At 65.5% G+C, this 23,360-nt stretch carries 19 protein-coding genes and 2 pseudogenes; 13 read left to right on the top strand and 8 right to left on the bottom strand.

Features of this window, described 5'->3' with window-relative positions; genetic code table 11:
• Positions 1-531: 531 nt before the first annotated feature.
• From rpmH to SHTP_RS26175, 9 genes are all read left to right on the top strand, one after another.
• Positions 532-675: a 50S ribosomal protein L34 gene (gene rpmH, locus SHTP_RS26215; protein ID WP_011742530.1), complete on the top strand. Its 144-nt coding sequence runs from the start codon at positions 532-534 to the stop codon at positions 673-675.
• Between the two features lie 23 nt (positions 676-698).
• The gene (gene rnpA / locus SHTP_RS26210; protein WP_096372235.1) at positions 699-1,061 is read left to right on the top strand and encodes a ribonuclease P protein component; all 363 of its coding nucleotides are present in this window, start codon (positions 699-701) and stop codon (positions 1,059-1,061) included.
• Positions 1,058-1,396, top strand: coding sequence for a membrane protein insertion efficiency factor YidD (yidD, locus tag SHTP_RS26205; protein ID WP_420866640.1), 339 nt, complete (start codon positions 1,058-1,060; stop codon positions 1,394-1,396). Before rnpA ends, yidD begins: the two co-directional genes overlap by 4 nt.
• On the top strand, positions 1,380-2,495 hold the full coding sequence (yidC, locus tag SHTP_RS26200) for a membrane protein insertase YidC (RefSeq protein WP_096372233.1): 1,116 nt from the start codon (positions 1,380-1,382) through the stop codon (positions 2,493-2,495). Before yidD ends, yidC begins: the two co-directional genes overlap by 17 nt.
• A gap of 113 nt (positions 2,496-2,608) precedes the next feature.
• Positions 2,609-3,157 carry a Jag family protein gene (locus SHTP_RS26195; RefSeq protein ID WP_011742526.1) on the top strand — a complete coding sequence of 183 codons (549 nt, stop codon included), beginning with the start codon at positions 2,609-2,611 and terminating at the stop codon, positions 3,155-3,157.
• 152 nt (positions 3,158-3,309) lie between these two features.
• Positions 3,310-3,996, top strand: a complete 687-nt coding sequence (gene rsmG, locus SHTP_RS26190; protein ID WP_096372232.1) for a 16S rRNA (guanine(527)-N(7))-methyltransferase RsmG — start codon at positions 3,310-3,312, stop codon at positions 3,994-3,996.
• Positions 3,993-5,126, top strand: a complete 1,134-nt coding sequence (locus SHTP_RS26185) for a ParA family protein (protein ID WP_231991234.1) — start codon at positions 3,993-3,995, stop codon at positions 5,124-5,126. The genes rsmG and SHTP_RS26185 overlap by 4 nt, the downstream gene beginning before the upstream one ends.
• Positions 5,123-6,106 (top strand): ParB/RepB/Spo0J family partition protein, encoded by a 984-nt coding sequence (locus tag SHTP_RS26180; RefSeq protein ID WP_096372231.1) that lies wholly within the window; start codon positions 5,123-5,125, stop codon positions 6,104-6,106. Before SHTP_RS26185 ends, SHTP_RS26180 begins: the two co-directional genes overlap by 4 nt.
• A gap of 470 nt (positions 6,107-6,576) precedes the next feature.
• Positions 6,577-7,308, top strand: coding sequence for an acetyltransferase (locus SHTP_RS26175; protein WP_096372230.1), 732 nt, complete (start codon positions 6,577-6,579; stop codon positions 7,306-7,308).
• Positions 7,309-7,347: 39 nt separating this feature from the next.
• On the opposite strand, the gene SHTP_RS26170 is transcribed toward SHTP_RS26175, so the two are convergent.
• From SHTP_RS26170 to SHTP_RS26135, 8 genes and pseudogenes are all read right to left on the bottom strand, one after another.
• Positions 7,348-8,568 (bottom strand): N-acetylmuramoyl-L-alanine amidase, encoded by a 1,221-nt coding sequence (locus SHTP_RS26170; protein ID WP_020727088.1) that lies wholly within the window; start codon positions 8,566-8,568, stop codon positions 7,348-7,350.
• A gap of 131 nt (positions 8,569-8,699) precedes the next feature.
• A complete protein-coding gene (gene trxA / locus SHTP_RS26165) occupies positions 8,700-9,053 on the bottom strand; it encodes a thioredoxin (protein WP_015357726.1) in 354 nt (117 codons plus the stop codon).
• A complete protein-coding gene (gene trxB / locus SHTP_RS26160) occupies positions 9,050-10,048 on the bottom strand; it encodes a thioredoxin-disulfide reductase (RefSeq protein WP_096372229.1) in 999 nt (332 codons plus the stop codon). Before trxB ends, trxA begins: the two co-directional genes overlap by 4 nt.
• Positions 10,049-10,137: 89 nt before the next feature.
• A complete protein-coding gene (locus tag SHTP_RS26155; RefSeq protein WP_096372228.1) occupies positions 10,138-10,887 on the bottom strand; it encodes an RsmA family anti-sigma factor in 750 nt (249 codons plus the stop codon).
• Between the two features lie 75 nt (positions 10,888-10,962).
• Positions 10,963-11,550, bottom strand: coding sequence for an RNA polymerase sigma factor SigM (sigM, locus tag SHTP_RS26150; RefSeq protein ID WP_096372227.1), 588 nt, complete (start codon positions 11,548-11,550; stop codon positions 10,963-10,965).
• Positions 11,551-11,611: 61 nt separating this feature from the next.
• Positions 11,612-15,273, bottom strand: a pseudogene (gene murJ, locus SHTP_RS26145) (murein biosynthesis integral membrane protein MurJ).
• Positions 15,270-17,651 (bottom strand): hypothetical protein, encoded by a 2,382-nt coding sequence (locus SHTP_RS26140; protein ID WP_096372226.1) that lies wholly within the window; start codon positions 17,649-17,651, stop codon positions 15,270-15,272. Before SHTP_RS26140 ends, murJ begins: the two are co-directional and overlap by 4 nt.
• Positions 17,648-18,394 (bottom strand): NUDIX hydrolase, encoded by a 747-nt coding sequence (locus tag SHTP_RS26135; RefSeq protein ID WP_096372225.1) that lies wholly within the window; start codon positions 18,392-18,394, stop codon positions 17,648-17,650. The genes SHTP_RS26140 and SHTP_RS26135 overlap by 4 nt, the downstream gene beginning before the upstream one ends.
• 165 nt (positions 18,395-18,559) lie before the next feature.
• Between SHTP_RS26135 and SHTP_RS26130 the strand changes: the two genes are divergently transcribed.
• The 4 genes and pseudogenes from SHTP_RS26130 (at position 18,560) to SHTP_RS26115 (ending at position 23,343) form a co-directional block, all read left to right on the top strand.
• A complete protein-coding gene (locus SHTP_RS26130; RefSeq protein ID WP_096372224.1) occupies positions 18,560-20,005 on the top strand; it encodes a CCA tRNA nucleotidyltransferase in 1,446 nt (481 codons plus the stop codon).
• A gap of 24 nt (positions 20,006-20,029) precedes the next feature.
• Positions 20,030-20,513: pseudogene (locus SHTP_RS26125) on the top strand (pullulanase).
• 131 nt (positions 20,514-20,644) lie between these two features.
• Entirely contained in the window at positions 20,645-20,959 is a 315-nt protein-coding gene (locus SHTP_RS26120; RefSeq protein WP_096372679.1) for a DUF2563 family protein, read from the top strand.
• A gap of 428 nt (positions 20,960-21,387) precedes the next feature.
• On the top strand, positions 21,388-23,343 hold the full coding sequence (locus SHTP_RS26115; RefSeq protein WP_172900706.1) for a putative alpha/beta hydrolase: 1,956 nt from the start codon (positions 21,388-21,390) through the stop codon (positions 23,341-23,343).
• Positions 23,344-23,360 lie beyond the last annotated feature (17 nt).

The following is a 23,360-nucleotide window of genomic DNA, read 5'->3' as shown; positions in this document are numbered from 1 at the left end:
CGACGCATCTCCCTGATCCGACATAGCAGTGGAATTATGGGCCACACTATCCACACCGTTATGCACAGGTGCGGAAAGGACGACCAATGGCGGGCCGCAGCCTATCGGCAACGGCTCGCGATCTCCGCGCTGCGTACAACCAAGCGGTTGTCTGGGCAGCTAGTTGATCCGCCATCCTCGCTTCATTGTCGGCCGCCGTTTCAATCCGAAAACAGCACTGCCCGAAGCTAACAGTTTTCGGTGCGGTTGCCAACAGTTCTCTGGTATTCGGTTGAGGGTTGGCTGTGAGGGTGGTTTTGTGACTCAGATTTGGCGGTCGACTCGGTTCAGGGTGGGTCTATTGAGGCTGGCGAGGTTTGACCAGGAGAAGGCTCGTCAGTACCCTCAAACAGTCGCCCGAAAGTAGGCGATGCGGCTGCGACCTGAATCTTGTATTGAGGGACCGCGCCGGCCAGTAGCGAGACCACCTCCGGCCGACAGTGAGGATGTTGGCGGCCGGTTGGTTATGCCAGAGACACCGAGGAGAATGTCGTGGCCAAGGGCAAGCGGACCTTCCAGCCGAACAACCGGCGGCGAGCCCGCGTTCACGGCTTCCGTCTGCGGATGCGGACCCGCGCTGGGCGGGCCATTGTTACTGGTCGGCGCCGTAAGGGCCGCCGTGCATTAACTGCCTGATCGCAGCGCCGGGTTTCCCAGCGGTGCTCTCCGCACGCAACCGCATGAGGCGGTCGACTGAGTTTGACGCGACGGTCAGACAAGGGGTGCGCACCGTGCAGCCCGACGTCATCGTTCACGTCCGTCGGGCCAAGGAATGCGCTGCAGACAGCAGCCCCCGGGTTGGGCTGATCATCGCCAAGTCCGTGGGTACAGCAGTGGAACGTCACCGAGTTGCGCGTCGACTGCGACATGTCGCCCGTCCGATGCTGATGAACCTTCACGCGTGCGATCGAGTTGTGATTCGTGCGTTGCCGAGCAGCCGCCACGTGTCCTCGGCATGGCTGGAGCAGCAACTGCGTAGCGGATTGCGACGGGCGTTCGAATCGGCGGGTGCCGACCGGTGACCTCGTCGGCATCGAGTGGCCCAGGCATGGTGAGAACCAGCGGCCGGTTGGCAGCGCGCGGACTCATTTATGTGATCGAGCTTTATCGGCACATGGTCTCGCCGTTGCGGCCGGCCTCGTGTCGTTTTATCCCAACCTGCAGTCAGTACGCGGTGGATGCGCTTTCCGAGTACGGACTGATTCGGGGCAGTTGGCTGACGGTCGCCCGACTCGCAAAGTGTGGGCCGTGGCACCAAGGGGGTTGGGATCCGATACCGGGGCGCCAGGGTTGCCGGGCCGACGAGGCTGGGTGCAGTCCCGCGGTGAAGCAAGGGGAGAGTGAGTTTTTTGTTTGATTTTTTCAGCCTCGACTTCGTCTACTACCCGGTGTCGTGGATCATGTGGGTTTGGTACAAGCTGTTCGCTTTGGTGCTAGGCCCCTCGAACTTCTTCGCCTGGGCGCTGTCGGTGATGTTCTTGGTCTTCACATTGCGCGCCCTGCTGTACAAGCCGTTCGTGCGCCAGATCCGGACCACGCGGCAAATGCAGGAGCTGCAGCCACAGATCAAGGCGTTGCAGAAGAAGTACGGCAAGGATCGCCAGCGCATGGCGCTCGAGATGCAGAAGCTGCAACGGGAGCACGGGTTCAACCCGATCCTGGGCTGTCTGCCGATGCTTGCGCAGATTCCGGTGTTCTTGGGGCTTTACCACGTGTTGCGTTCGTTCAATCGGACAACGGGTGGGTTCGGTCAGCCGCACTTATCAGTGGTGGAGAACCGGCTCACCGGAAACTATGTCTTCACCCCGACCGATGTGGGCCACTTCCTGGACGCGAACCTGTTCGGCGCGCCGATCGGTGCCTCGATGACGCAGCGGGGCGGGCTGGACGCGTTCGTCGATTTCAGTCGGCCCGCGGTGATCGCGGTGGGTGTTCCGGTGATGGTTCTGGCCGGTGTCGCAACCTACTTCAACAGTCGGGCCTCGGTCGCTCGGCAGAGTCCCGAGGCGGCCGCCAACCCGCAGACCGCGATGATGAACAAACTGGCTCTCTACGTCTTTCCGCTGGGCGTGGTTGTCGGTGGGCCGTTTCTTCCGCTGGCCATCATCTCGTACTGGTTCTCGAACAACATCTGGACGTTCGGTCAACAGCACTACGTCTTCAGCATGATCGAGAAAGAGGAAGAGGCCAAAAAGCAGGAGGCCTTGGAGCGGCGGGCGGCCAACGCTCCCGCGCCGGGAGCCAAGCCGAAGCGCACACCCAAAGCCGTGGCGGGCAGCAATGGATCGCCAGCGGAGTCAGAGGACGTCTCGGACACCGACGTGACCGAGACTTCGGGCGAGGAAGCTCCGTTCGGCGACACCAAGCGGGACAAGCCGAACTCGACCGCGCGCAACAGCTCGCCAACCAATCGAACTCCGCGCCCGGGTGTGCGTCCCAAAAAACGTAAACGGTAACCGTAGGCGTGCCAGCGCCGTCGGCTCAGCCGGAGCACCGGTGCTGAGCCACTAGAGAAAAGACCCCGCGAATTTTCGCGACCACCAACCCGTGACTGAGGGGAGATAGGGCTATGACCGAGGCTGACATCACCGAACTGGAAAGTGACGTGGCAGAGAAGACACCGCCGGCCGATGGCGCCGCCGAGGGAGACGACCTCGAGGAGCGTTTGGTCGCCGAGGGCGAGATCGCCGGTGACTACTTGGAAGAGTTGTTGGACCTGCTCGACTTCGATGGGGATATCGATCTGGACGTCGAGGGCAGCCGTGCGGTGGTGAGCATCGACGGTGGCAACGACCTGAACAAGTTGGTAGGGCGTGGGGGAGAGGTCCTGGATGCGCTCCAAGAACTCACCTGGCTGGCGGTGCACCAGAAGACGGGTGTGCGCAGCCGCCTGATGCTCGACATCGCCAGCTGGCGGCGCAAGCGTCGCGAGGAGTTGGCGGCGCTAGGCGACAAGGTGGCGCGTCGGGTGGCCGACAGCGGTGAACGCGAGGAGCTGTCGCCGATGACCCCGTTCGAGCGCAAGATCGTGCACGACGCGGTGGCGGCGGTGCCGGGTGTGCACAGCGAAAGTGAAGGCGTCGAGCCGGCACGGCGCGTCGTCGTTCTGCGCGACTGATCCGTAAGCGGATCGGGACCCTGCCGTAACGGGTGCCGATCGAGTTACAGTGATGTAGTTATTGCGGTTGCGGTCTGTTGGGTGCAAGAAGAGCGGAGAATGTTTCACGTGAAACATGGCCCGACTCACGAGCCGGCCGAGGGTTCGGAGCGATGACACAGCCCCTCGATGATGCCGCGTCGGCGATTTTCGGACCGCGCCTCGAGCTCGCCCAACGTTATGCCGATTGGCTGGCCACCGCCGGGGTCGAGCGGGGATTGCTCGGACCGCGTGAGGTGGACCGGCTCTGGGAACGTCACGTCTTGAACTCCGTGGTGATCGGTGAACTTCTCGATCACGGCGAACGCGTCGTAGACATCGGAAGCGGGGCGGGTCTGCCGGGCCTACCGTTGGCGATAGCGCGCCCCGACCTCCAGGTCGTCTTGCTGGAGCCAATGCTGCGGCGCGTCGAATTTTTGCAGGAGGTCGTCACAGACCTCGGTTTGGCCATGGAAGTCGTGCGAGGCCGCGCGGAGGAACGGTCGGTGCGAGAGCGCCTCGGCGGCAGTGATGCCGCGGTTTCGAGAGCGGTGGCCGCGTTGGACAAACTGACTAAGTGGAGTATGCCGTTGTTGAAGCGGGAGGGGCGAATGCTGGCGATCAAAGGGGAGCGAGCTCCCGATGAAGTGCGCGAGAACCGGCGTGTAATGGAGTCGTTGGGTGCCGTGGATGTCAGGGTAGTGCCATGTGGCGCGAACTACTTGCAACCGCCCGCAACCGTGGTGGTAGCCCGACGTGGGGACACCCGTGGGCCCAACCGACGGGTCTCTCCGCGGCGAACGGGGGGAGCACCGGCATGAGGCTATTACGAATTCCCGTGCCCGGTGCGGGAGGGTCCGCGGCGGCGAAGGTTGACGCTGAACCCGGCGGTCCCGCCGGGGTGGACAAGGGATCGGACGCCGCTACCGGGACACCGGCTGGTGTCGCCACGGGCGAGGCCGATGCGGCGGAAGCGGTGGAGGCGACCGGGCCGGACGCGGGCGGGGTAGCGTCCGCGGCGGAATCGGCGGATAATCCGACGGTGAATGTTTCACGTGAAACATCGAGTGAGTTTGATACCCCGATCGGCGCTGCCGCCGAGCGAGCGATGCGGGTCTTGCATACGACCCATGACCCCCTGAAACCGCCGCATCAACGCCGGGTCTTCATTATCGCCAACCAGAAGGGGGGCGTCGGCAAGACCACCACCGCCGTCAACCTCGCGGCGGCCCTGGCGATCCAAGGACTCAAGACACTGGTTATCGATCTCGACCCGCAGGGCAACGCGAGCACCGCACTCGGGATCACCGATCGTCAGTCGGGCACCCCATCGTCATACGAGGTGCTGATTGGTGAAGTCTCATTACGCGAGGCGCTACGGCGTAGCCCACACAGCGACCGACTCTTCTGTGTACCGGCCACTATCGATCTGGCCGGCGCGGAGATCGAGTTGGTAAGCATGGTCGCGCGCGAGAAGCGCTTGCGCAACGCTCTGGCCGAGCTCGACCAATTCGACTTTGACTACGTCTTTGTGGACTGCCCGCCATCGTTGGGCCTGCTGACAATCAACGCGCTTGTGGCGGCCCCGGAGGTCCTGATCCCGATCCAGTGCGAGTACTACGCACTGGAAGGCGTCTCGCAGCTGATGCGCAACATCGAGGTGGTGAAGGCTCACCTCAATCCGGACCTGGAAGTCACCACCGTCATTTTGACGATGTACGACGGGCGGACGAAACTGGCCGACCAGGTGGCCGAAGAAGTCCGCAGCTACTTCGGCGACAAGGTCCTTCGCACCGTCATACCGCGCAGCGTCAAAGTCTCCGAAGCGCCGGGCTACAGCATGACGATCATCGATTACGACCCCGGCTCGCGCGGGGCGATGAGTTACCTCGATGCCAGCCGCGAACTCGCCCAGCGTGATCGACCACAGACCGGGAAGGAACGGGCATGACGCAGCCTTCGCGCAGAAAGGGCGGCCTCGGCCGGGGACTGGCCTCGCTGATACCCACCGGCCCCGCCGAAGGCGAATCCGGCGCGCAAGGCTTTGGACCCCGGATGGGTTCGGCCGCCGCCGATGTCGTTATCGGTGGCCCCGTCGCGGATGCCGCGGCGATGGGCGCGGTGTACCGAGAGATTGCGCCGGGGGATATCGAGGCGAACCCCCGCCAGCCGCGGCAGGTCTTTGATGAAGAAGCGCTCTCGGAATTGGTGCATTCCATCCGCGAGGTCGGCCTCTTACAGCCGATCGTGGTGCGCACGGTCGACGGAGCGCAAAGCGGTGCGCCCTACCAGATCGTCATGGGGGAGCGGAGGTGGCGAGCGGCTCAAGAGGCGGGGCTGGCCACCATCCCGGCCATCGTGCGGGAAACCGGCGATGACAACCTGCTGCGCGATGCTCTGCTGGAAAACATCCACCGGGTACAGCTGAATCCCTTGGAGGAAGCCGCCGCATATCAACAACTTCTCGATGAGTTTGGCGTCACCCACGATGAGCTGGCCGCCCGGATCGGCCGCTCTCGGCCGCTGATCACCAACATGATACGGTTGCTGAAACTGCCGATCCCGGTCCAGCGGCGAGTGGCTGCGGGCGTGCTGTCCGCGGGGCATGCCCGCGCACTGCTATCGCTGGAGGCCGGCCCGGAGGCTCAGGAAGAACTGGCAAGCCGGATCGTTGCGGAAGGACTCTCGGTGCGAGCCACCGAGGAGGCGGTGACTCTGGCCAACCGCAGCGACGCAAGCACCCCGACACCGCCGCGGCGTAAGCCGATCCAGATGCCGGGACTGCAAGACGTTGCTGACCGGCTGTCGAACGCCTTCGATACCCGGGTGACAGTCAGTCTTGGCAAACGTAAGGGCAAGATCGTGGTCGAGTTCGGGTCGGTGGACGACTTGCAACGAATCATTGGAATAATGATCGATGCCGAGGCGTGACCAGCCATAAGCGGTAATTACGTCACTGTGACACTGCGTCGGTCGCGACCGCAGAAAAATCCATCCTCGGAATCCAAACCGGGTGGAGAACTGCTGTGGCTCAGTCGAATTCGTGATTGGACCGACTCTCGGACCAGCGCGGCGGAACCGCAGCCGAGTCCCGGCCGAGCGGCCGGCCTGGTTCGGGGGGGTCTGACGTTGGACTGGCCCGACACAAGCCCCGGGCGGTCTGGAGTGGCTAGGCCAACACTGGCCCCATCCCGGCCCACTCTCTTATTCTGGAGAGGTTGCCGTTGGTACATCAGCCGGGAGACAACTGGCTGTTGCTATCGCCGTGTGACAAGGCGAGCCGCGGGGCGGTTCGTGGAGGAGCGGGGCTGCCGACATCGCCTTGCAACGACGCGGGCCGGCCGGCTTAGCAGAGGTGCAAGAAACGATTGCTGCAGTACCGCACGGAGGCCAGGAGACTAGTGTCTGCTCGTATTACAGCGCTGCGGCTCGAAGCCTTCGAGCAGCTTCCCAAGCATGCGCGCCGGTGCGTCTTCTGGGAAGTGGATCCCGCGACCCTGGGCAACAACGACCACCTCGCCGACCCGGAATTCGAAAAGGAAGCCTGGCTGTCGATGGTCATGTTGGAGTGGGGATCGTGCGGCCAGATCGCCACCGCAATCCCGGACGAGCGTAGCGACGCTGAACCGGCCTGTCTGGGCTATGTGTTTTACGCGCCGCCACGAGCGGTACCGCGGGCCCATCGCTTTCCGTCCGGGCCGGTGTCCGCCGACGCCATCCTGCTGACCTCGATGGGCATCGAGGCCGGCGAGGACACCGATGACCTGTCGCACAGTCTGATCGCCGGAGTCATCGACGAACTGGTGCGCCGCGGTGTGCGTGCCGTGGAGGCGTTCGGCCGCACCACCGCCGCCGCCGTGCTACAAGACTCGAATGCCGTCACCCCTGAGCTGCAACCGGTGCTGGCGGCTCTCGGTGACTGTTCGGTGGAGCACTGCATGCTGGACGCCGACTTCTTGATCGACGTGGGTTTTGTTGTGGTGGGGCCGCATCCGTACTTCCCTCGCTTGCGCCTCGAGTTGGACAAGGGCCTGGGGTGGAAGGCCGAAGTCGAGGCCGCGCTGGAACGGCTCTTGGAGAATGCTCAATTGCAGGAGCCGGTGGGAGCCGGCGCTGCGAGTTGCAGTCCGTAAGTAGACAGAACGCCAACGGTTCTGGCGGTATGGGCTGGCTTAGGAACCGCTGAGGCGGCTGGCTCGCTCCACGGACAGTTCGTGGGCCAGCAGCTCGGCGAATGTGAATGTGCCCGTGGGCCGGTCATTCTTGCCGAGCAAGTAGAGCCGCTTGACCGCGGCGAGAATACCTTCGGCGATGGCATCGCGGGTTTGTGTCGAGACCAGCAGCTCGCGATCGAGCGGGTTGGTGATGTAACCGATGTCGACCTGAACGGTAGGCATCCGGGTCAATCGCAACAGATCCCAGGTGCGTCCGTGTGTGCGGCAGTCCTGTAAGCCGGTGCGTGCCACAACTTCTCGCTGAATGAAGTCGGCGAGGTTGCGGCCGATGGTCGATACGGAACCGTGCGAATTACCGAAGTGAAAGGATGCGACACCGTTGGCCGAAACGCTGGTCTGAGTTTCGCAGCGCAGACTGATCATCAGGTCTGCACCAACGGCATTAGCGGTAGCGGCCCGCTCGGCATCCGACGGGCTGGTGTTCGCCGGCCGGGACAAGAAGGTCTCCATGCCGATTGCCGACATCCGGCCTTCAAGTCGACTTGCCAAGTCCCACAGCACGTCAGCTTCGCTGACCGGTCCGGCTTCACCGTGCGCGATCACGCCACGGTCGCTACCTCCGCGGCCCGGATCAATGATGATGCGCTTGCCCGACAGCTTGGGACCTGACCGGCGGACCAGTTCCTCTTCCCGAATCGCATGCGGTGAGCCACCGCTGACGCGTGAACTCAGAAAGTACAACGACCGCAACGTCTCTGGACCGCAGATACCGTCGGCGGACATCCCGTACTCGCGCTGGTAGGACATCAGCGCATTGTGGGTTTGCAGCCCGAAATATCCATCGACCAGCCCGGTGTAGAAACCCAGGTCCTGTAGGCGGGCCTGCAGCGTCGCGACGTCATCACCGTAGAGCGGCGCACCGAACTGGTGATAGAGCGTGCGTGCACCGAGGCGATAGGAGGCCTCTCTGAGCGCTCGATAGGTTGCCTCACCGACGATGCCGTCGACAAGCAGTCCCCGATGTTGCTGGAAGGCGCGCACCGCGTGGTCGAGCTCGGGGTCGAACAGCTCGAGCGCGATGTGGCGCCCGGTGCTCAGGTCTTCGTCGGGATTGTCCAGCATGCCCAATGCGGCCAGTGCAGCCCGGATCTCCGCGACGGCGGCGCTGCGGTCACCACAGCGCAACGTGTCGCCGTCTTCGCGGCGCGGACTCGGCATACAAGGGCCCTCCGGGACTAGCGGACATCGCTGACAAGTGCACGACAATTAATTGGCATTGTCGCAGATCCTCGCCGATTTCGGGAAACCCCAAGCCAGTCGGGGAGCCGTTTCGGTGGTGCGAACGACAGTTAGCCCAGGTTGGGAACCGCGTCGGATAGCTCACGCAACAGCGCCGCTTTGCCCTTGGCCCCAACGATGCGTTTCACCGGCTCGCCGTCTTTGAACAGGATCATCGTCGGGATGGAGACGACCTGAAAATTGCGGGCCGTTTCCGGGTTGGCGTCCACGTCGAGCTTGGCCACGGTCAAATTGTCCGCACGCTCGGTAGCGATCTCTTCGAGCACCGGCGCCACCATCTTGCACGGCCCACACCACGTTGCCCAAAAGTCCACCAGCACAGGCTTGTTGCTGGAAAGCACCTCGGTGGAGAAGGAGGCGTCTGACACCTCGATGGTGGCGCTGGACTTTTCGGAATCGGTCATTGCTGTGCTCCAATCAGCGTGTCGGTACTTTCGGCGTCTCCAGTTGCTTCATGTTCGGCCAGCCAACGCTCGGCGTCTATGGCCGCGGCGCACCCGCTGCCGGCGGCGGTGACCGCCTGCCGGTAGGTGCGGTCCACCAGGTCGCCGGCGGCGAAAACACCTTCCAGCGAGGTGCCGGTGGTGCGCCCGTTCACCAGCACGTAGCCATCGGGGTCGACGTCGACGGCGTCGCGCACCAGGCTCGATCGCGGTTCGTGCCCGATCGCGACGAACACGCCGGTTACCGGCAGGGTGGTTTCTTCCCCGGTGACGGTGTCGCGCAACTGCAGTCCGGTGACGGTCGTCTCCCCGTCCACCGCGAGGACGATCTTGTTGGTCAGGATGCGGATCTTGTCGTTGGCCTGGGCCCGATTGATCATGATCTTGGAGGCCCGGAACTCGTCACGACGGTGCACCAGGGTCACGCTGCGGGCGAACCGAGTGAGGAAGGTTGCCTCCTCCATCGCGGAATCGCCGCCGCCGATCACCGCGATGTCCTGGTCGCGGAAGAAAAATCCGTCACAGGTGGCACAGGAACTCACTCCGCGCCCCAGCAGCTCCTGTTCGCCGGGCACGTGCAGGTAACGCGCGGCCGCGCCCATCGCCAAGATCACCGCGCGCGCCCGATGGGTCTCTCCGTCAGAGGTGACAACAGATTTGATCGGTCCATCCAGCGACACCGACTGGACGTCTTCCATGCGGAGGTCGGCGCCGAAACGGAGCGCCTGCTCGCGCATCTCGTCCATCAACTCCGGGCCGGTGATCCCTTCGCGAAAACCGGGATAGTTCTCCACTTCCGTCGTGGTCATCAGCGCGCCACCGAACGAGGTGCCCTCGAATACCAGCGGAGCCAGCTGAGCACGGGCGGTGTAGAGCGCCGCGGTGTATCCGGCGGGACCGGAGCCGATGACGATTACGTCGTGGATGGTGGCGTCAGCAGAAGAGTCGGTAGTCATACGGGCCTTTCGGGTACGGAGGCGATCACGACTATGAACGCAAGCGTAAGCACTGCTGTTCCCGCCCGCTGCGTCGCACCGGCATGCCGCTAGGAGTCGGGGAGTCGGGGCAGCGTGGTGCTGGCGAGCAGACCGGTGTCAGCCGCGCTGCAATTGAGCGCGACCGCATAGACCGCCAGATCGGCGGGGGCATCGCCGGCCAGCACCAGTAATACGCCTGGACGGGCATTGATGTCGACGGGCTGCGCGCCCAGGATCGGAGTGGATGCCGGGTAGCCGAGGCCGCTGAGGCAGGAGGTGCGTCGCGAGGGATCGGCAAACGGACCGTAGTCGGGGGCGCGCTGGAGCAGGTCGAGGACCTGGTCGTGTGAGAGCGGAATCACTGGAGGCGGCGTGGAAACTGTGATGTGCATCGCGGTGGGCGGGCCGTTTGGGGTCGGCCCGGGTGCGGTGATCAATGCGGCGGTACCGAGTCCCATCGCGGCGATGAGCGCGATCAGCCCGGCGATGCCGGCCAGGATCTTGTTCGAGTTGGGGCGGGGGCGCGCGGCGTGGGCGGCGGTGGGGCCACCCGACGTCGCGGACCGGACCGCATCGGTGATCCTGGTGGGGAGGTGCGGGGGAGGATCGCCCAACCCGGACGTGTCGGTGCCCGCCTGGGCGACGTCGCGGCGCACGCGTTGTAACGCTTCCAGGGTTGCCGCCGCCTGCGGGTCGGTGCGGATTCGGCGCCGGACTTGGGCGGCGGTTTCATCGTCGAGCAGACCGGCCTGCAGGTCGGCAAGGAGGTCGACGGTCAGCGCCGGGTCCGTGTCCGTTTCGTCCTCGGCCTCATTCATCCGCCCCAGTGTCCGCCATGGCGGGCCCGATGGCTACGGGCAGTCGCCGCCCGGCGGGTATCCGGGCCGGTCGGGCTAGTTCATGTCCACGGCGTTGATGTCGGCGTCGAGGTAGCTCAGCAGCCGCGCGAGCCGGGCCCGACCGCGGGCACAACGGCTCTTGACGGTGCCTTGGGCCACGCCCAAAAGCAATGCCGTGTCGGCGATCGAATACCCCTGCATATCGACGGCGACCACCGCGGCACGTTGCTCGACGGGAAGGCGCATCAGGGAGCGGCGCACCAGGATCGCTGTCTCGACACGGGTTGTCGCATCGGGCACCGGGTAGACATCTTCGAGTGGCACGGTTGGCCTGGACTTGGCCCGGCGCAGCCGGTCCAGGCAGGCATTGACGACGATGCGGTGCAGCCAACTGGTGACCGCCGCGTCCTGGCGAAACGAGCCGGCACAGTTGTGCACCGAGATCATCGCTTCCTGTAGCGCGTCCTCGGCGTCCTCCGGGGTTTGGCTGGTGAGCCGCGCCAGGTGGTAGAGCTGCCGATGATGGCGGCGAAACAGCTCCTCGAACGCGAGCTGTTCCCCGGCGACGAAAGCCGCCAACAACTCGGCATCGGTGCGCTGTCGCGCGGTGTCCCTGCGTTGCCGCTTGCCCCCGAAAGCCACGGGCGGACATTAACCAATGCCGGGCCGTCGAGCACTTCACCCCGACGCGCGGTGCGCTGCGTTAGGAGGCGGCCCGGATCGTGAGCTGGGAGATGGCGGAGCGGCTCTTGCCGTCCTTGGTGCCCAGCGTTGAAATCCACACCAGCAGGTTGAAGGTGGGGGAGGAGGCATTGACCGCGATGGTGTTCGAACCCGGCTTGAGTGCGGTAGCCGAGGTGAGCACGGTGGTGTCATCCAGCTTCGACGGGTTGGGAGTTGGTGACGAACGAATCTCCACCTTGGTGCCGGTGCTGGGAACGTCGAGGGTGACCGAGCCGACCACGGTGGGCTGCGGAAGTTGCAGCATCAACCCGACACCATTCTTGAAGCCCGGGAACGGAACCGGGTCGTTGTAGGTGTCGGTCTCCCAGGACGTGGTGGAATCGCCATCGATGGCCATGTCGGCTTGGCCCGGGTTATCGACTTCACCATCCGGTGAGAAGACGGTGGCTTTGGTGGGTTTGACGACGCTGCCCGCCGGCGCCGAACTGGCGGCCGCAGAGGTGGACGTGGTGGGGGCGTTGAGGCCGAGCTGGTCCTGGTCGAGGCCGCCGCCGACGTTTCCGAACATCTTGTTGAGCACCGAGGCCAACACCAGCAGCGCTACCAGCAGAATCGCGGCGCCCGCGCCGATCCCGATCAGCAGGTTGCGGCGGCGGCGCCCGAAGGTTGCACCCGTGGGTGCGGGGGAGCGGGCGGGGGCGGGCGACGCGGGTGGTTCGATCGGGCCCAGCACCTCGGTCCGGTCGGCCACCGCGGTCGCCTGCTGTAGCAGGTTCAAAAGTGTTGAGGCGCTGCGTATCCCGCCGTCCTCTTGAACCGATCGGACGGTGACCGCCGAGATCTGGAACGGGATGTCGCGATCGACGGCGGCGGGCTCAACGGGATTGCCGGACGCATCGCGTTCGGCCGGCGCAAACCCACTGTCTGCCCCAGCTTCTGGCAGCGGCCACCGGTTGACCAGCAAGGCATACAGCGCGGCGCCGATGCCTCGGATGTCGTCCTGCGGATTGGCGTCGGGCATGGTCGCCGGGTAGGCGAGCACCACATCACCTTCGATGCTGACCCGGACCCGGCCCGGGTGGTCCAGTGACAGGGCCACGCCGGCCCGATGGGCGGCGTCGGCGGCCGCCGCGAGCGACTGCATGGCCCGGATGGCCCCGACTGGCGAGGGTGCCGTGTCGGCGACTTCCTGCAGCGAGCCGCCGCGAATCCACTCCGACACCACCAGCCCGCCGGAGGCGGTGTGCAGTACGTCAAGCACCCGGGCGACGCCCGGCTTGTCGATCCGGCTCAGTCGCAGGGTGCGGGCCAGAATCTCCTGCAGGACATCTTCGGGCAGGGTGCCATTCGGGTCGACGAAGGTCAGCGCCACCTGTCGATCCAGGGCGGTATCGAGTGCCTGCCAGAACTGCAACGGCGGGATACCGCCGTGGAAGACGAGCAGCCGGTAGCGGCCGTTGGCGATGCGGGCACCCGGGACCAGATTGACATCGTCTTGCGGCGTCGAGGGTTCCGCACTGCACTCGCGTGGAGCGTCGAACGGAATGGGTCCGCGGGTGTATCCGACGGAATCGCCGTTGGACTGATCCGAGGGGCGTTGACTCGCGCCACGGCCCCGGTCTGGGCCGGCCGGAATGTCGGGTTGAAAATCGTCGGCGACTGGCCGCGGCAGATCGATATCCGACGCGGAACTCGATGAGGCGGTGCTATCCGATGGGCGGTCGGTCACCGACGGTCCTTTCGCTATCCCGGCCCTGATCACCGGGGGTTTGCGCCGGATCGGCTCCTGGACCACATTTTCCCCGGCAGGGACGACTTCCTTTGCTCAGGGTACGTGACGTCGTGATCGCCAGACGATGCATCCAGCACAGCTACGCTGCGTGGACCCGGTTTGCCAAGGCGCGTTCCGATCCGGTTGCGGACCACGTTGAGAGCCGCCTGTGCCTCGGGCACCTGCCCGGCGAGCAGCACCGCAATCACGATGGGCGCCATGATCACGCCCAGGATGAGTAGCCGCAGCAGCGAACCGATTCCGCCATCGAACACGGTCAACTGGCCCAGCCCGGCAAGCCGATCCACCACATAGGCCAGCAGTCCGGCCAGCAGCGACGCGGCGATGGTCACCAGGATGGTGTGCACCTCACGGGTGCCGACCAGTTGGCCGCCACCGGGGCGCAGCGCGCGTCGCAGCAGGTAGTAGCCGACGATCGCGCCGGCCAGGAATCCGAGCCCGTTGGCCAGTCCCAGATAACCGGCGACCATGTCGGGGTCATTGGTGAGGTGCGGCGCCAACACCGAGGCGCCGATCTTGACGCTGGTGATGATGATGATGATCAGGATCGGAGTCCAGGGTTGCTCGCGGGCGTAGAACACCCGCAGTCCCAGCAACACCAGCGCATAGGGGAGTAGCGTGAAGGCCGACAGTGCGATCGCCGCGCCCAGATATCCGGCGTCGACCTTGCCGAAGTTTCCGTAGGCGAACAGCGCGCTTCCCATTGCCGACCCGCCCACGGTCATGAATGCGACCGTGGGGATGAGGGTGATCATCGTCAGACGGGTGGCCAGCGACAGGTCGGCGAGCACGGCCGGGATGTCCTCGGCGGCGGCGTTGCGACTCAGCCGCGGCATCACCACCGTCAGCACGGTTACCCCGATCATGCCGAACGGCAGCATCAGCACCAGCCAGGTGTAGTTGTAGATGGCCGGCCCCGAAGCCGCGGCCCCGCTGGCGATCTGGTTGCCGACAATCAGCCCGAGCTGGCTGACCAGCACATACAGCACCATGGCGGCGGCCATGGCGCCGAACCGCTTGAGCCGGTGATCGATTCCCCACAGCGGCCGCAGGCTGATGTGCTGGCGCCCAATCGCGACCAGCAGCACCGCGGCCTGCGCGAACACGCCTAGCGTGGTGCCGACTCCAAGCACGAGCAGCTTGGCATTGCCCATCTTCACCGGATCGACGGCCAGCTCGCCGGGGACTGCCAGGTACACCAACAAGGTCGCGATGGCGACGACGTTGTTGATGACGGGCGCCCAGGCCGGCGGCCCGAACACGTTTCGGGTGTTCAGGATCGCCATGAACACCGACGACAGCCCATAGACCAGCACCTGAGGCAGCAGCAGGTAGGCAAAGGCGGTGGTCAACGGCTCGTTGACCTGTGGGTCGCGGCCCAGCATCAACCGCACCAGCAGTGGCGCGGCCAGCACCGACAGCGTGGTTGCCACGATCAGCAGCGTGGTTGTCAACGTCACGAGCCGCCGCACGAAGGCGGCCCCACCGTCGGGATCGTCCTGCTCGGCGCGAGCCAGGACCGGCACGAAGATCGCGGTGAACGTCGCCTCCAGCACTAGCGCGGCGACCAGGTTCGGCAGCTGATTGGCCACCGAGAAGGAACTCGACAGCGCCGCGCCCAAAATGGCGGCCAGCAGCACGATCCTGGCGAAACCCGTGATCCGGCTGACCAACGTCGCCAAGGCCATGCCCCACGACCGCGATACCAGCGCGGCATCGGAGAGTTCAGCGCGCTTCGGTGGCCCCGCAGCCGCCTGGCCGTAGGGCACCGGGAGCCGCTCGGGAAGCCGTCGAGGGTCCGGCGCTGAAACCGGACCCCGTGGTGCGGGCGGTCGCGCCGGAGGGCTTTCCTGCGGCGCTGGTGGGATTCGCCGCGGAGCCGGTTTCATACTCGGTGCTCTTCATCGACCCGATGGTCGGACGCGGCGTGCCGGGCGGCGGGAGGATCGGGCCGGTCCAGGTCGGCACGGTCGGGCTGACCGCGGAAGCGATGCCAAAGCCGCCGTCCCGCCAGCGCCACCAGCACAGCGGCGGCCGTCAGCGTGATCGCGAACAGCACCTTGCCGTAGGCGTTGGAATGCACGGACAACCGCACGGGTTCGCCGAGCGCCATGCCGTCGGGAGTCTTGAGCGTCACGTCGATAGCGACGCGCTGGGTGAAATTCACTTCGATCGGTACCCGAATGGGCAGGTACCCCGGCGGCAGCTCGATCTCACCGAGATCGGTGACCGTCATGCCGGGCGGCGCGTCGACCTGAAGCCTGACTCGGATGGGCACCGCCAAGCCGTTGTGCAGGGCCAGGGGCAGGGGGCTGTGTTCGGTGGCCAGGGTGTAGGAGCCACCCGGATTGACGATGGTGACCGCACCAAAGAAGTCGTTGATCGTGTTGCCGACCACCGCCAGCCGTTGCTGAGCCAAGCCATTGCGGGTATCGGGCGGTACCGACTGGCTAAAAGCGCGCAGCATGTCCTCGCGAAGTGGTGCGGTGTACTGCGCCCCGGTCAGTCCGGTGCGGTCGTCGGTGGTCATGGCCGACGTCAGTTTCCACAGGCGACCACTCTGATCGGAGATCTGGGCGGTGACGTCATCGTCGAATCGGCCCCGTGCCGAAGGGTAGGGACCGGGCGGCTCCGGCGGCTCGGTGTGCGCCGCCGCCTCGGAGATCAGGGCCGACAGCGGCCGCGGCACCGCCAGGCCGGAGTGAATGGTGGTGGCCAATGCGGTCAGGATCAGCTGTGCGTCATCGCTGTGCAGGTCCCAGGTGGTGGGCGGGACCAGGATCTGGGTGCGTGGTGCCGCCTCCCCCCACAAGCTGCGCCACAGCATGGCACCCAGGGCGTCTTGGCGGCGTGCGGTTGGCGAGTCGTGGGCGATGTGTACCGACAGCGAGGAGTCCAGGTAGGCGGGAACGGTCGGGTTACTCCCGGCGGCCGCCAGGGCGGCGCCGACGGCCGGGTCGAACGGGGCGGCGACCACCTCAGCCGACAACCGTCGGGGTGCGGTATCGGCGGTGGCCCGGCCGCCTTCGGTGGCGACGTGCGCGGAGAAGTCGGCGGCCGCGATGGTGACCATTCCGCCGTCGGCGTTGAGGAGGTCGACCGCGCGGCTGGTCAGCGGTCCGTCCGGCAGCACCGCCGCGCCCCGTACCGACTTGACGTCGAGGATCCGATCGACGATGTCGGCGGCGCTGATGACGGCAATGTTGCTCAACCGGGGATCGTTGACGCGCTGCAAGGCGTCCAGGTCGGCCTGGGCGTAAGCCAGTGTCACCACGCATGTCCGCCGGGCCAGCGTGCGCATGCGGTCCAGCCAGATGTTTGCGGCCGCCTGGCCGGTTCCCGGATGTGTCGGGGTGCCGGGCAATTGAGCGGGGCCGTCAGGGGAATCGGATACGACGTAGCCCGCGGTCATCGCGTTGACGGTGACGAGCAGGTCGGGGTCCACGGCCAGACAGATAGAGCGGGTGACGGTGCCCTCCGGGTCGACGTCGCGGCTGGTGGCCAGTTCGGCGGCGGAGAGCAGGGTATCCAGCCTGCCCCCGCTGGCCAGCGAGTTGGCCAGGTCGTCATCGATCAGCCGTACCGGAATGGTCCCGCCGGGAACGCCGGGGGCCAATCGAGGCCGATCGGCCAATGGCCACAGCATGGTGATCCAAACCGGCTTGTCGGTCTCGGGCGTGACGGGAGCGTCGAAGTCGGCGTCACGGTCGGGGGGCACCCCGACGACGGGCAGCAGGAAGCGCGCGTTGTCCAGACGGGCCGGCGCACCGTAGTCGGGCGTCCCGTTGACGTTGACCAGCACCGGGAAGATTCCGGGACCATCGATGGACAGCGATGGTGTGGTCAGCGAGCGCAACGGCGCCGACAGGGTGAAGCCGACTTGTTGGCCTCGCCGCAGTTCCGAGGACACCGTGAGGAAGTCCGCGGCCGGCTGGTACTGGTCCGTGCTGCCGTCCAGCGACGTGCGTAGCGCCGACGACGACGTGACCGCGGCGGCGTGTTCTAGCCGGACCATGACATCGCGAACCGGGCGGTCGCCGATGTTGGTCACCATGCCGCTGACCGTGATTACCGGGTCGCTTGTGGTGGTGACCAGGTCTGGGGTCACTTGATCGATTCGGACCTGGACGAACGGCGTCGCACCGGGCTCGCCCGCCGATGCGCGGGGCGCGGCGGGCGCAGTGAGCACTACCGCGAACCCGGCAACGATGCCGATCACGGCGGCGAGGCGCCACATCCCGGACCAAGGGAGTCGCAACGCGGTCACGGCCCCGGTCCGTGACCGTTCTTGCGTCCGGGTGGGGATCCTTCGGCTACGTGACGAGTGCGTGAGTGAGTTTGGGGCCGTCGGCGGGGCGCGCTGGGCGGCAACGGCGGGAGCGCGGTGGGACCGTCGGTCTGCAGCTTGTCGATCAACTCGTCGGCGACTTCGGCCAGCCGACGTTCATCGGCGTAGGCCAGCCGGGACGGGAGTTCCGGAATCGGCACCCACGCAACCTCGGTGACCTCGAGATCATTGTCGGAGAGTTCTCCGCCCAAGAACCGCATCAAGTAGTGGTGCACGGTCTTGTGTACACGCCGGCCGTCGGTGACGAACCAATAGTCGATGCGACCCAGCGCGGCGAGCACGCCGCCGCGAATGCCGGTTTCCTCGGCGACCTCGCGGATCGCGGTCTGCTCGGCGGTTTCACCCATCTCGATGTGGCCCTTGGGCAGTGACCACAGCATGCGTCCGCGCCGGTCTATCCGACCGATCAGCGCCGCGACCTGCGCGTCGCGCGGTCCATCGATACCGTCGATGACCAGGCCACCGGCCGATGTTTCGTGCACGGTCCGCAACCGGTCCGGACGGCCGCGACGGGGTAGGCGGGGTCTGCGACCCTTGGTGGGTGCTGGGTTCGGGTCGGTGGACCCGGCGTTGTCCGTATGATTCTCGGCTGAGCGTGCAGCGCCACGTCCGCGACGCCGGCCTCGGCGTCGACGTGGTTTGGCTTGTTCGCCCTCCGACACCCAAGCGATATTAGCTGGCGGGAGCGGGTCTTCAGGACGCACTCGCCGTCGCCGGCCGCATCGACGGCATTGCGGCCCGATTTCGGTGCCGGATCCGAGGGCGGCGGGCACCCGTTACCGGCCGTCTGGTCGCGCGGTGGAGTCTGGTGACTAGGCTGATCGAACGTGCCTGAAACCGTCCAGGATGCCGACCTGCTGACCGCTGCCGCGGTAGCCCTCAATCGGCACGCCGCCGTGCTTCGTGAACTCGGATCGGCCTTCGCCGATGCGGGTCACGACTTGTATCTGGTCGGTGGTTCGGTTCGCGATGCCCTGCTGGGCCGGTTGAAGTCCCCCGACCTGGACTTCACCACCGACGCCCGCCCGCAACAGATACTGAAGATCGTGCGCCCCTGGGCCGATGCCGTGTGGGACACGGGCATCGAATTCGGGACGATTGGCATCGCCAAGAACGACTACCGCCTGGAGATCACGACCTTCCGGGCCGACAGCTACGACCAGGTTTCACGGCACCCCGAGGTCCGTTTCGGCGAGCGCCTCGAAGACGACCTGGTGCGCCGCGATTTCACCGTGAATGCGATGGCCGTGCGGATCACGGCCAGTGGCCCGGGCGAGTTCCTCGATCCGTTGGGCGGTTTGTCGGTGCTGCGCGACAAGGTGCTCGACACGCCGGCCGCGCCTTCGGTGTCCTTCGGTGACGACCCGCTGCGAATGCTGCGGGCCACGAGGTTCGTCTCCCAGCTCGGCTTCGCCGCGGCACCGCGGGTGCGGGACGCGATCGAGGAAATGGCCCCGCAACTGGCACGCATCAGCGCCGAACGAGTCGCCGCGGAGCTGGACAAGCTGCTGCTGGGCGAGGATCCGGTGGCCGGCATCGACCTGATGGTGCACACCGGAATGGGCGAGGTGGTGCTCCCCGAGATCGGTGGCATGCAGATGGCCATCGACGAACACCACCAGCACAAGGATGTCTACCAGCACTCGCTGACCGTGCTGCGCCAAGCGATCGAACTGGAAGACGAAGGACCGGACCTGGCGCTGCGGTGGGCGGCGCTGCTGCATGACATCGGCAAGCCGGCCACCCGACGCCACGAGGCCAACGGCGGCGTGAGTTTTCACCACCACGAGGTGGTGGGCGCCAAGATGGTGCGCAAACGGATGCGGGCCCTCAAGTACTCCAAGCAGATGGTCGACGACGTCTCGCAGCTGGTGTATCTACACCTGCGATTCCACGGCTACGGCGATGGGAAGTGGACGGACTCGGCGGTGCGGCGCTATGTCACCGATGCGGGACCGCTGCTGGCGCGACTACACAAGCTGGTACGCGCTGACTGCACCACGCGCAACAAGCGTCGGGCCGCGCGCCTGCAATCCAGCTATGACCGGCTCGAGGAGCGGATCACCGAACTGGCCGCCCAGGAGGACCTGGACCGGGTGCGGCCGGATCTGGATGGCAACCAGATCATGACGCTGCTCGACATTCCGGCCGGCCCTCAAGTCGGTGAGGCGTGGCGCTATCTCAAAGAGCTGCGGCTCGAGCGTGGACCGTTGACCATCGAGGAAGCCAAGGCCGAACTGCTGTCCTGGTGGCAATCGCGGGGGAACCCCTAGCGGCGGTGTGGCGTCCAAGTAGGAGTGGACTACTGCATCGGTGGCGAGGACGGAACGGCGGCCATCTGGCAGCGCCTGCCCGATCTCGACTTGGACGGTGACGGGCGGCTTGACGCCATCGGGCTGGACCTCGACGGCGACGGCATGCGCGATGACGCATTGGCGGACTTCGACGGTGACGGCATGGCCGACCATGGCATCTTCGACTTCGACAACGACGGAACCCCCGAAGCCGTCTTTACCGACGACGGCTCGGGGACGTGGGCGGTCGGCGCTGAGCGCGGCGGGCGTCGAGCACACCGGTGGCCCCTTGGTTGACTTCGACGGGCTCGGGCAAGCCGAGGATCAGCTGATAGATACCGACGGCAACGGGGTTGCCGACCGGGCGCTGTGTCCGGAAGAGGAGGGGATCACCGGGTACGTCGATACCGATGGCGACGGCGAATGGGATGTGGGGATCACCGATTCCGACGGTGATGGGACCGCCGATGGTGCCAGCGCATTGTGAGGACTTGATCAAGGTGAATTGACCACCAAAGGTGGGCGTCACTAGCGTGGCGGCCAGGATGAGAGGGACGGCGACGCTTCGGGGACCGCGACAGGGCGTTGCCGGGCGACTTGGACGAGACAAGGCTGGCCATGTTTGTTGACACCGGACTGCTGCACCTGGGGGGCAACGAATCTCACCGAGCCGGGGGACACGCCGAAGAAGGCGCCGATCGTCTCGCGCTGGGGCCGCTCATGTCAGGAATGTTCGGCGACTTCGCCGCCGCCGATGCGTTTCACAACTCCGTGCACTCGGCGCATGCGCAACACGTACGGAACCTGCAGGCCCATCAGGAAGCACTGACGGCGGTCGGCAGCAACGCACACTTGGCCGCCAAGGGATTCACCGCCATGGATGGGCACAACGCCCAAGCGCTGCAAGCGGTGCGGTGGGGTGCGGGTACATAGGTATCCCGAGCATCGCGAACGAACTGCAGATCCGCCGTCCAGGGACGATATCCGTTCTGGGACAAACCCTTTACCGGACCTTCGCTATTTCAGCGGCGGCCGACCCGCCCCCGGCCCTTGCGCCACTCATTGCCATAGGCCGTAGCGTCCGCAAGGTGACTTGACCGGCGATTTCTCGGTAGTAATCTTTCTGCCGGCGCGGGAGGGTTCACGATGTTGGTCGACACCGGATTGCTGGAGAGCGATGGATGTCGCCGGACGCACGGGCATATCCAAAGTAGTGCGCCTCAGTTCGGGTGTCGAGCGCTGATGCCGGGTATCGTCCTCGATTTGCCGCCGCAGCGGGCGCGACTCAGCGCACGTCGCACGCCGCGCGCATCAACCACCTCAAGAGGCTCGAGTCACGCCACGACGCTGTGGACGGTGCGATGCAACTCCGGTACATAAGCAACCCGCTTCTGATTGCCGAGGCCGGCGGTGGCCCGTGGGCGATCAATCAGAGTCTGCAGCTTGGTCGCCCGGCCCAGATATCAGACTTAGCAACGGCATTTCACGATGCGGGCAGATCGACCACCGAGGCGGACACGGCCTTCGAGCAAGCACGACGCCGTTTCGAGACGTCCTGGAATCGGGAGAACGGCGCTCACCCGATCAACGATTCGCCCCAGGTCCAGGGGCTGACCACTTCGTTGAGATCGCAGGCTGCCAGGCTGCCGGAAATCGGGCTCCAACTGGACAACATTGCCGGCGGTCTGGCCGGGGCGCAGCGGTCAGCGACTGGCCAGATTGTGGGCCTGGAGGCGCAGCTGTGCGACATCGACAGTGAAATTGGCGAGGTGCTGGCGCTGGAACACGGCGCCCAACTGACAACTGCGGACAGGCTGGCCCTCGAGGCGATTGTTTGCACGCTTGAAGATCAAGCCGTCGGCGACACGCAATCGGCAGTGAGTCAATTGCATTCGATACGAGCGGGATACGCGGGCCTGCTGCACCAAGCCCTGACCAGTCTGAGCGCCGACGGCTTCTATCCGGCGGCTATCCAGGCCTTGGACGCCCCGCAGTCTCCGGCTGAACCCGCTGAGGTGATTGCGATCCCGGCGCCTACCGCGAGTGCCGAGGAGGTCAAGAAGTGGTGGGATTCGTTGAGTCCGCAACAGCGAGGGCGATTGATCGACGAACATCCACCAGAACTGGGCAATCTCAACGGCATCAACGCCATCACTCGTGATTTGGTGAACCAGGCCGTGATGGACGACGACATCACCCGGGTGGAAAGCGTGGCAATGCAACGCGGCGTCTCGGCTGACGACATCGTGAACAACCCGCAGAAGTATGGGCTTTCGGGCTCGGATGTCACGCGCTATCGAAATGCCATCAGGACCCGCGACGGTCTCATCTATGACCGGGAGCACGCGACCGATGACCCGAGGCCCGTCATGCTGTGGTCATACGACCCGTTGGCCTTCAACGGCGAGGGCAAAGCGGCGATCGCCATCGGCAACCCGGACTATGCACGCAATACCGCCGTGATCGTGCCGGGAACCGGCAGCAGCGTGGCGCAGGGCTGGATGTCAGACCACGACGATGCAACCAACCTTTATGATCAGGCCCTCGCCGCAGACCCTGAACACCACTACACAGCGGTGATCGCCTGGATGGGATATGACGCCCCCAACGGATTTTCCGACGTGAGAGTCACAGAGCCAGGGCTCGCGCGCAGCGGCGGTGCACTGCTGGCCAACGATGTGAACGGGCTTTGGGTCACCCACAACAGCCTGACGCCCCAACATGTCACCGTAATTGGACACTCCTACGGATCGACAACGGTAGCCGATGCGTTTGCCGGCAGCGGCATGCAAGCGAACGACGCAATCCTCATAGGATGTCCTGGAACCGATCTCGCACGCAGTGCAGCCGACTTCCATCTCGACGGAGGACAGGTCTACGTCGGGTCGGCCTCTACGGACCCGGTCAGCTGGATCGGCGAATCCAGCGGTGTACCTGGCGAATTACTCAAAGGCAAACTCAGGGAGTATGGGGTGCCGATTCCGTTGGATGCCGGCTTGGGTCGTGATCCGGCCGGCGACGGCTTTGGATCAGTCCGCTTTCACGCGGAAGTACCTGGCTCTGGAACGATGGACCGACACGACCATTCGCACTACTACGTGATGGGCAGCGAGTCGCTGCGCAGCATTACCGATATCTCCAGCGGCCATCCAGACCGACTTGCGAGCGACGACCTGATTGCCGAGGGGCGGCGGCAGCCGCACGTCGGACCGTTCCGGGTCCCCGGCGTTCCGGCATACATCGATCCAGAAAGCGACCGTCCACGAGACACCGTCCATGATGACCACCACTATCCCGCTTACCAACCGCCCCGCTGATCACCGCGCCCGATCCC

It is taken from the genome of Mycobacterium ulcerans subsp. shinshuense (assembly GCF_002355775.1).
GTDB classification, from domain to species: domain Bacteria; phylum Actinomycetota; class Actinomycetes; order Mycobacteriales; family Mycobacteriaceae; genus Mycobacterium; species Mycobacterium marinum.
Note: the sequence above shows the minus strand (reverse complement) of the source record. Positions and strands in the feature narration are given on the sequence as shown.

Coding starts and splice junctions, on each gene's coding strand:
- SHTP_RS26185 (WP_231991234.1), top strand. CDS start 3,993: ATGAGGCTATTACGAATTCCCGTGCCCGGTGCGGGAGGGTCCGCGGCG.
- SHTP_RS26155 (WP_096372228.1), bottom strand. CDS start 10,887: ATGAATGAGGCCGAGGACGAAACGGACACGGACCCGGCGCTGACCGTC.
- SHTP_RS26180 (WP_096372231.1), top strand. CDS start 5,123: ATGACGCAGCCTTCGCGCAGAAAGGGCGGCCTCGGCCGGGGACTGGCC.
- rsmG (WP_096372232.1), top strand. CDS start 3,310: ATGACACAGCCCCTCGATGATGCCGCGTCGGCGATTTTCGGACCGCGC.
- trxB (WP_096372229.1), bottom strand. CDS start 10,048: ATGACTACCGACTCTTCTGCTGACGCCACCATCCACGACGTAATCGTC.
- SHTP_RS26115 (WP_172900706.1), top strand. CDS start 21,388: ATGCAACTCCGGTACATAAGCAACCCGCTTCTGATTGCCGAGGCCGGC.
- trxA (WP_015357726.1), bottom strand. CDS start 9,053: ATGACCGATTCCGAAAAGTCCAGCGCCACCATCGAGGTGTCAGACGCC.
- SHTP_RS26170 (WP_020727088.1), bottom strand. CDS start 8,568: ATGCCGAGTCCGCGCCGCGAAGACGGCGACACGTTGCGCTGTGGTGAC.
- SHTP_RS26120 (WP_096372679.1), top strand. CDS start 20,645: ATGTTTGTTGACACCGGACTGCTGCACCTGGGGGGCAACGAATCTCAC.
- SHTP_RS26195 (WP_011742526.1), top strand. CDS start 2,609: ATGACCGAGGCTGACATCACCGAACTGGAAAGTGACGTGGCAGAGAAG.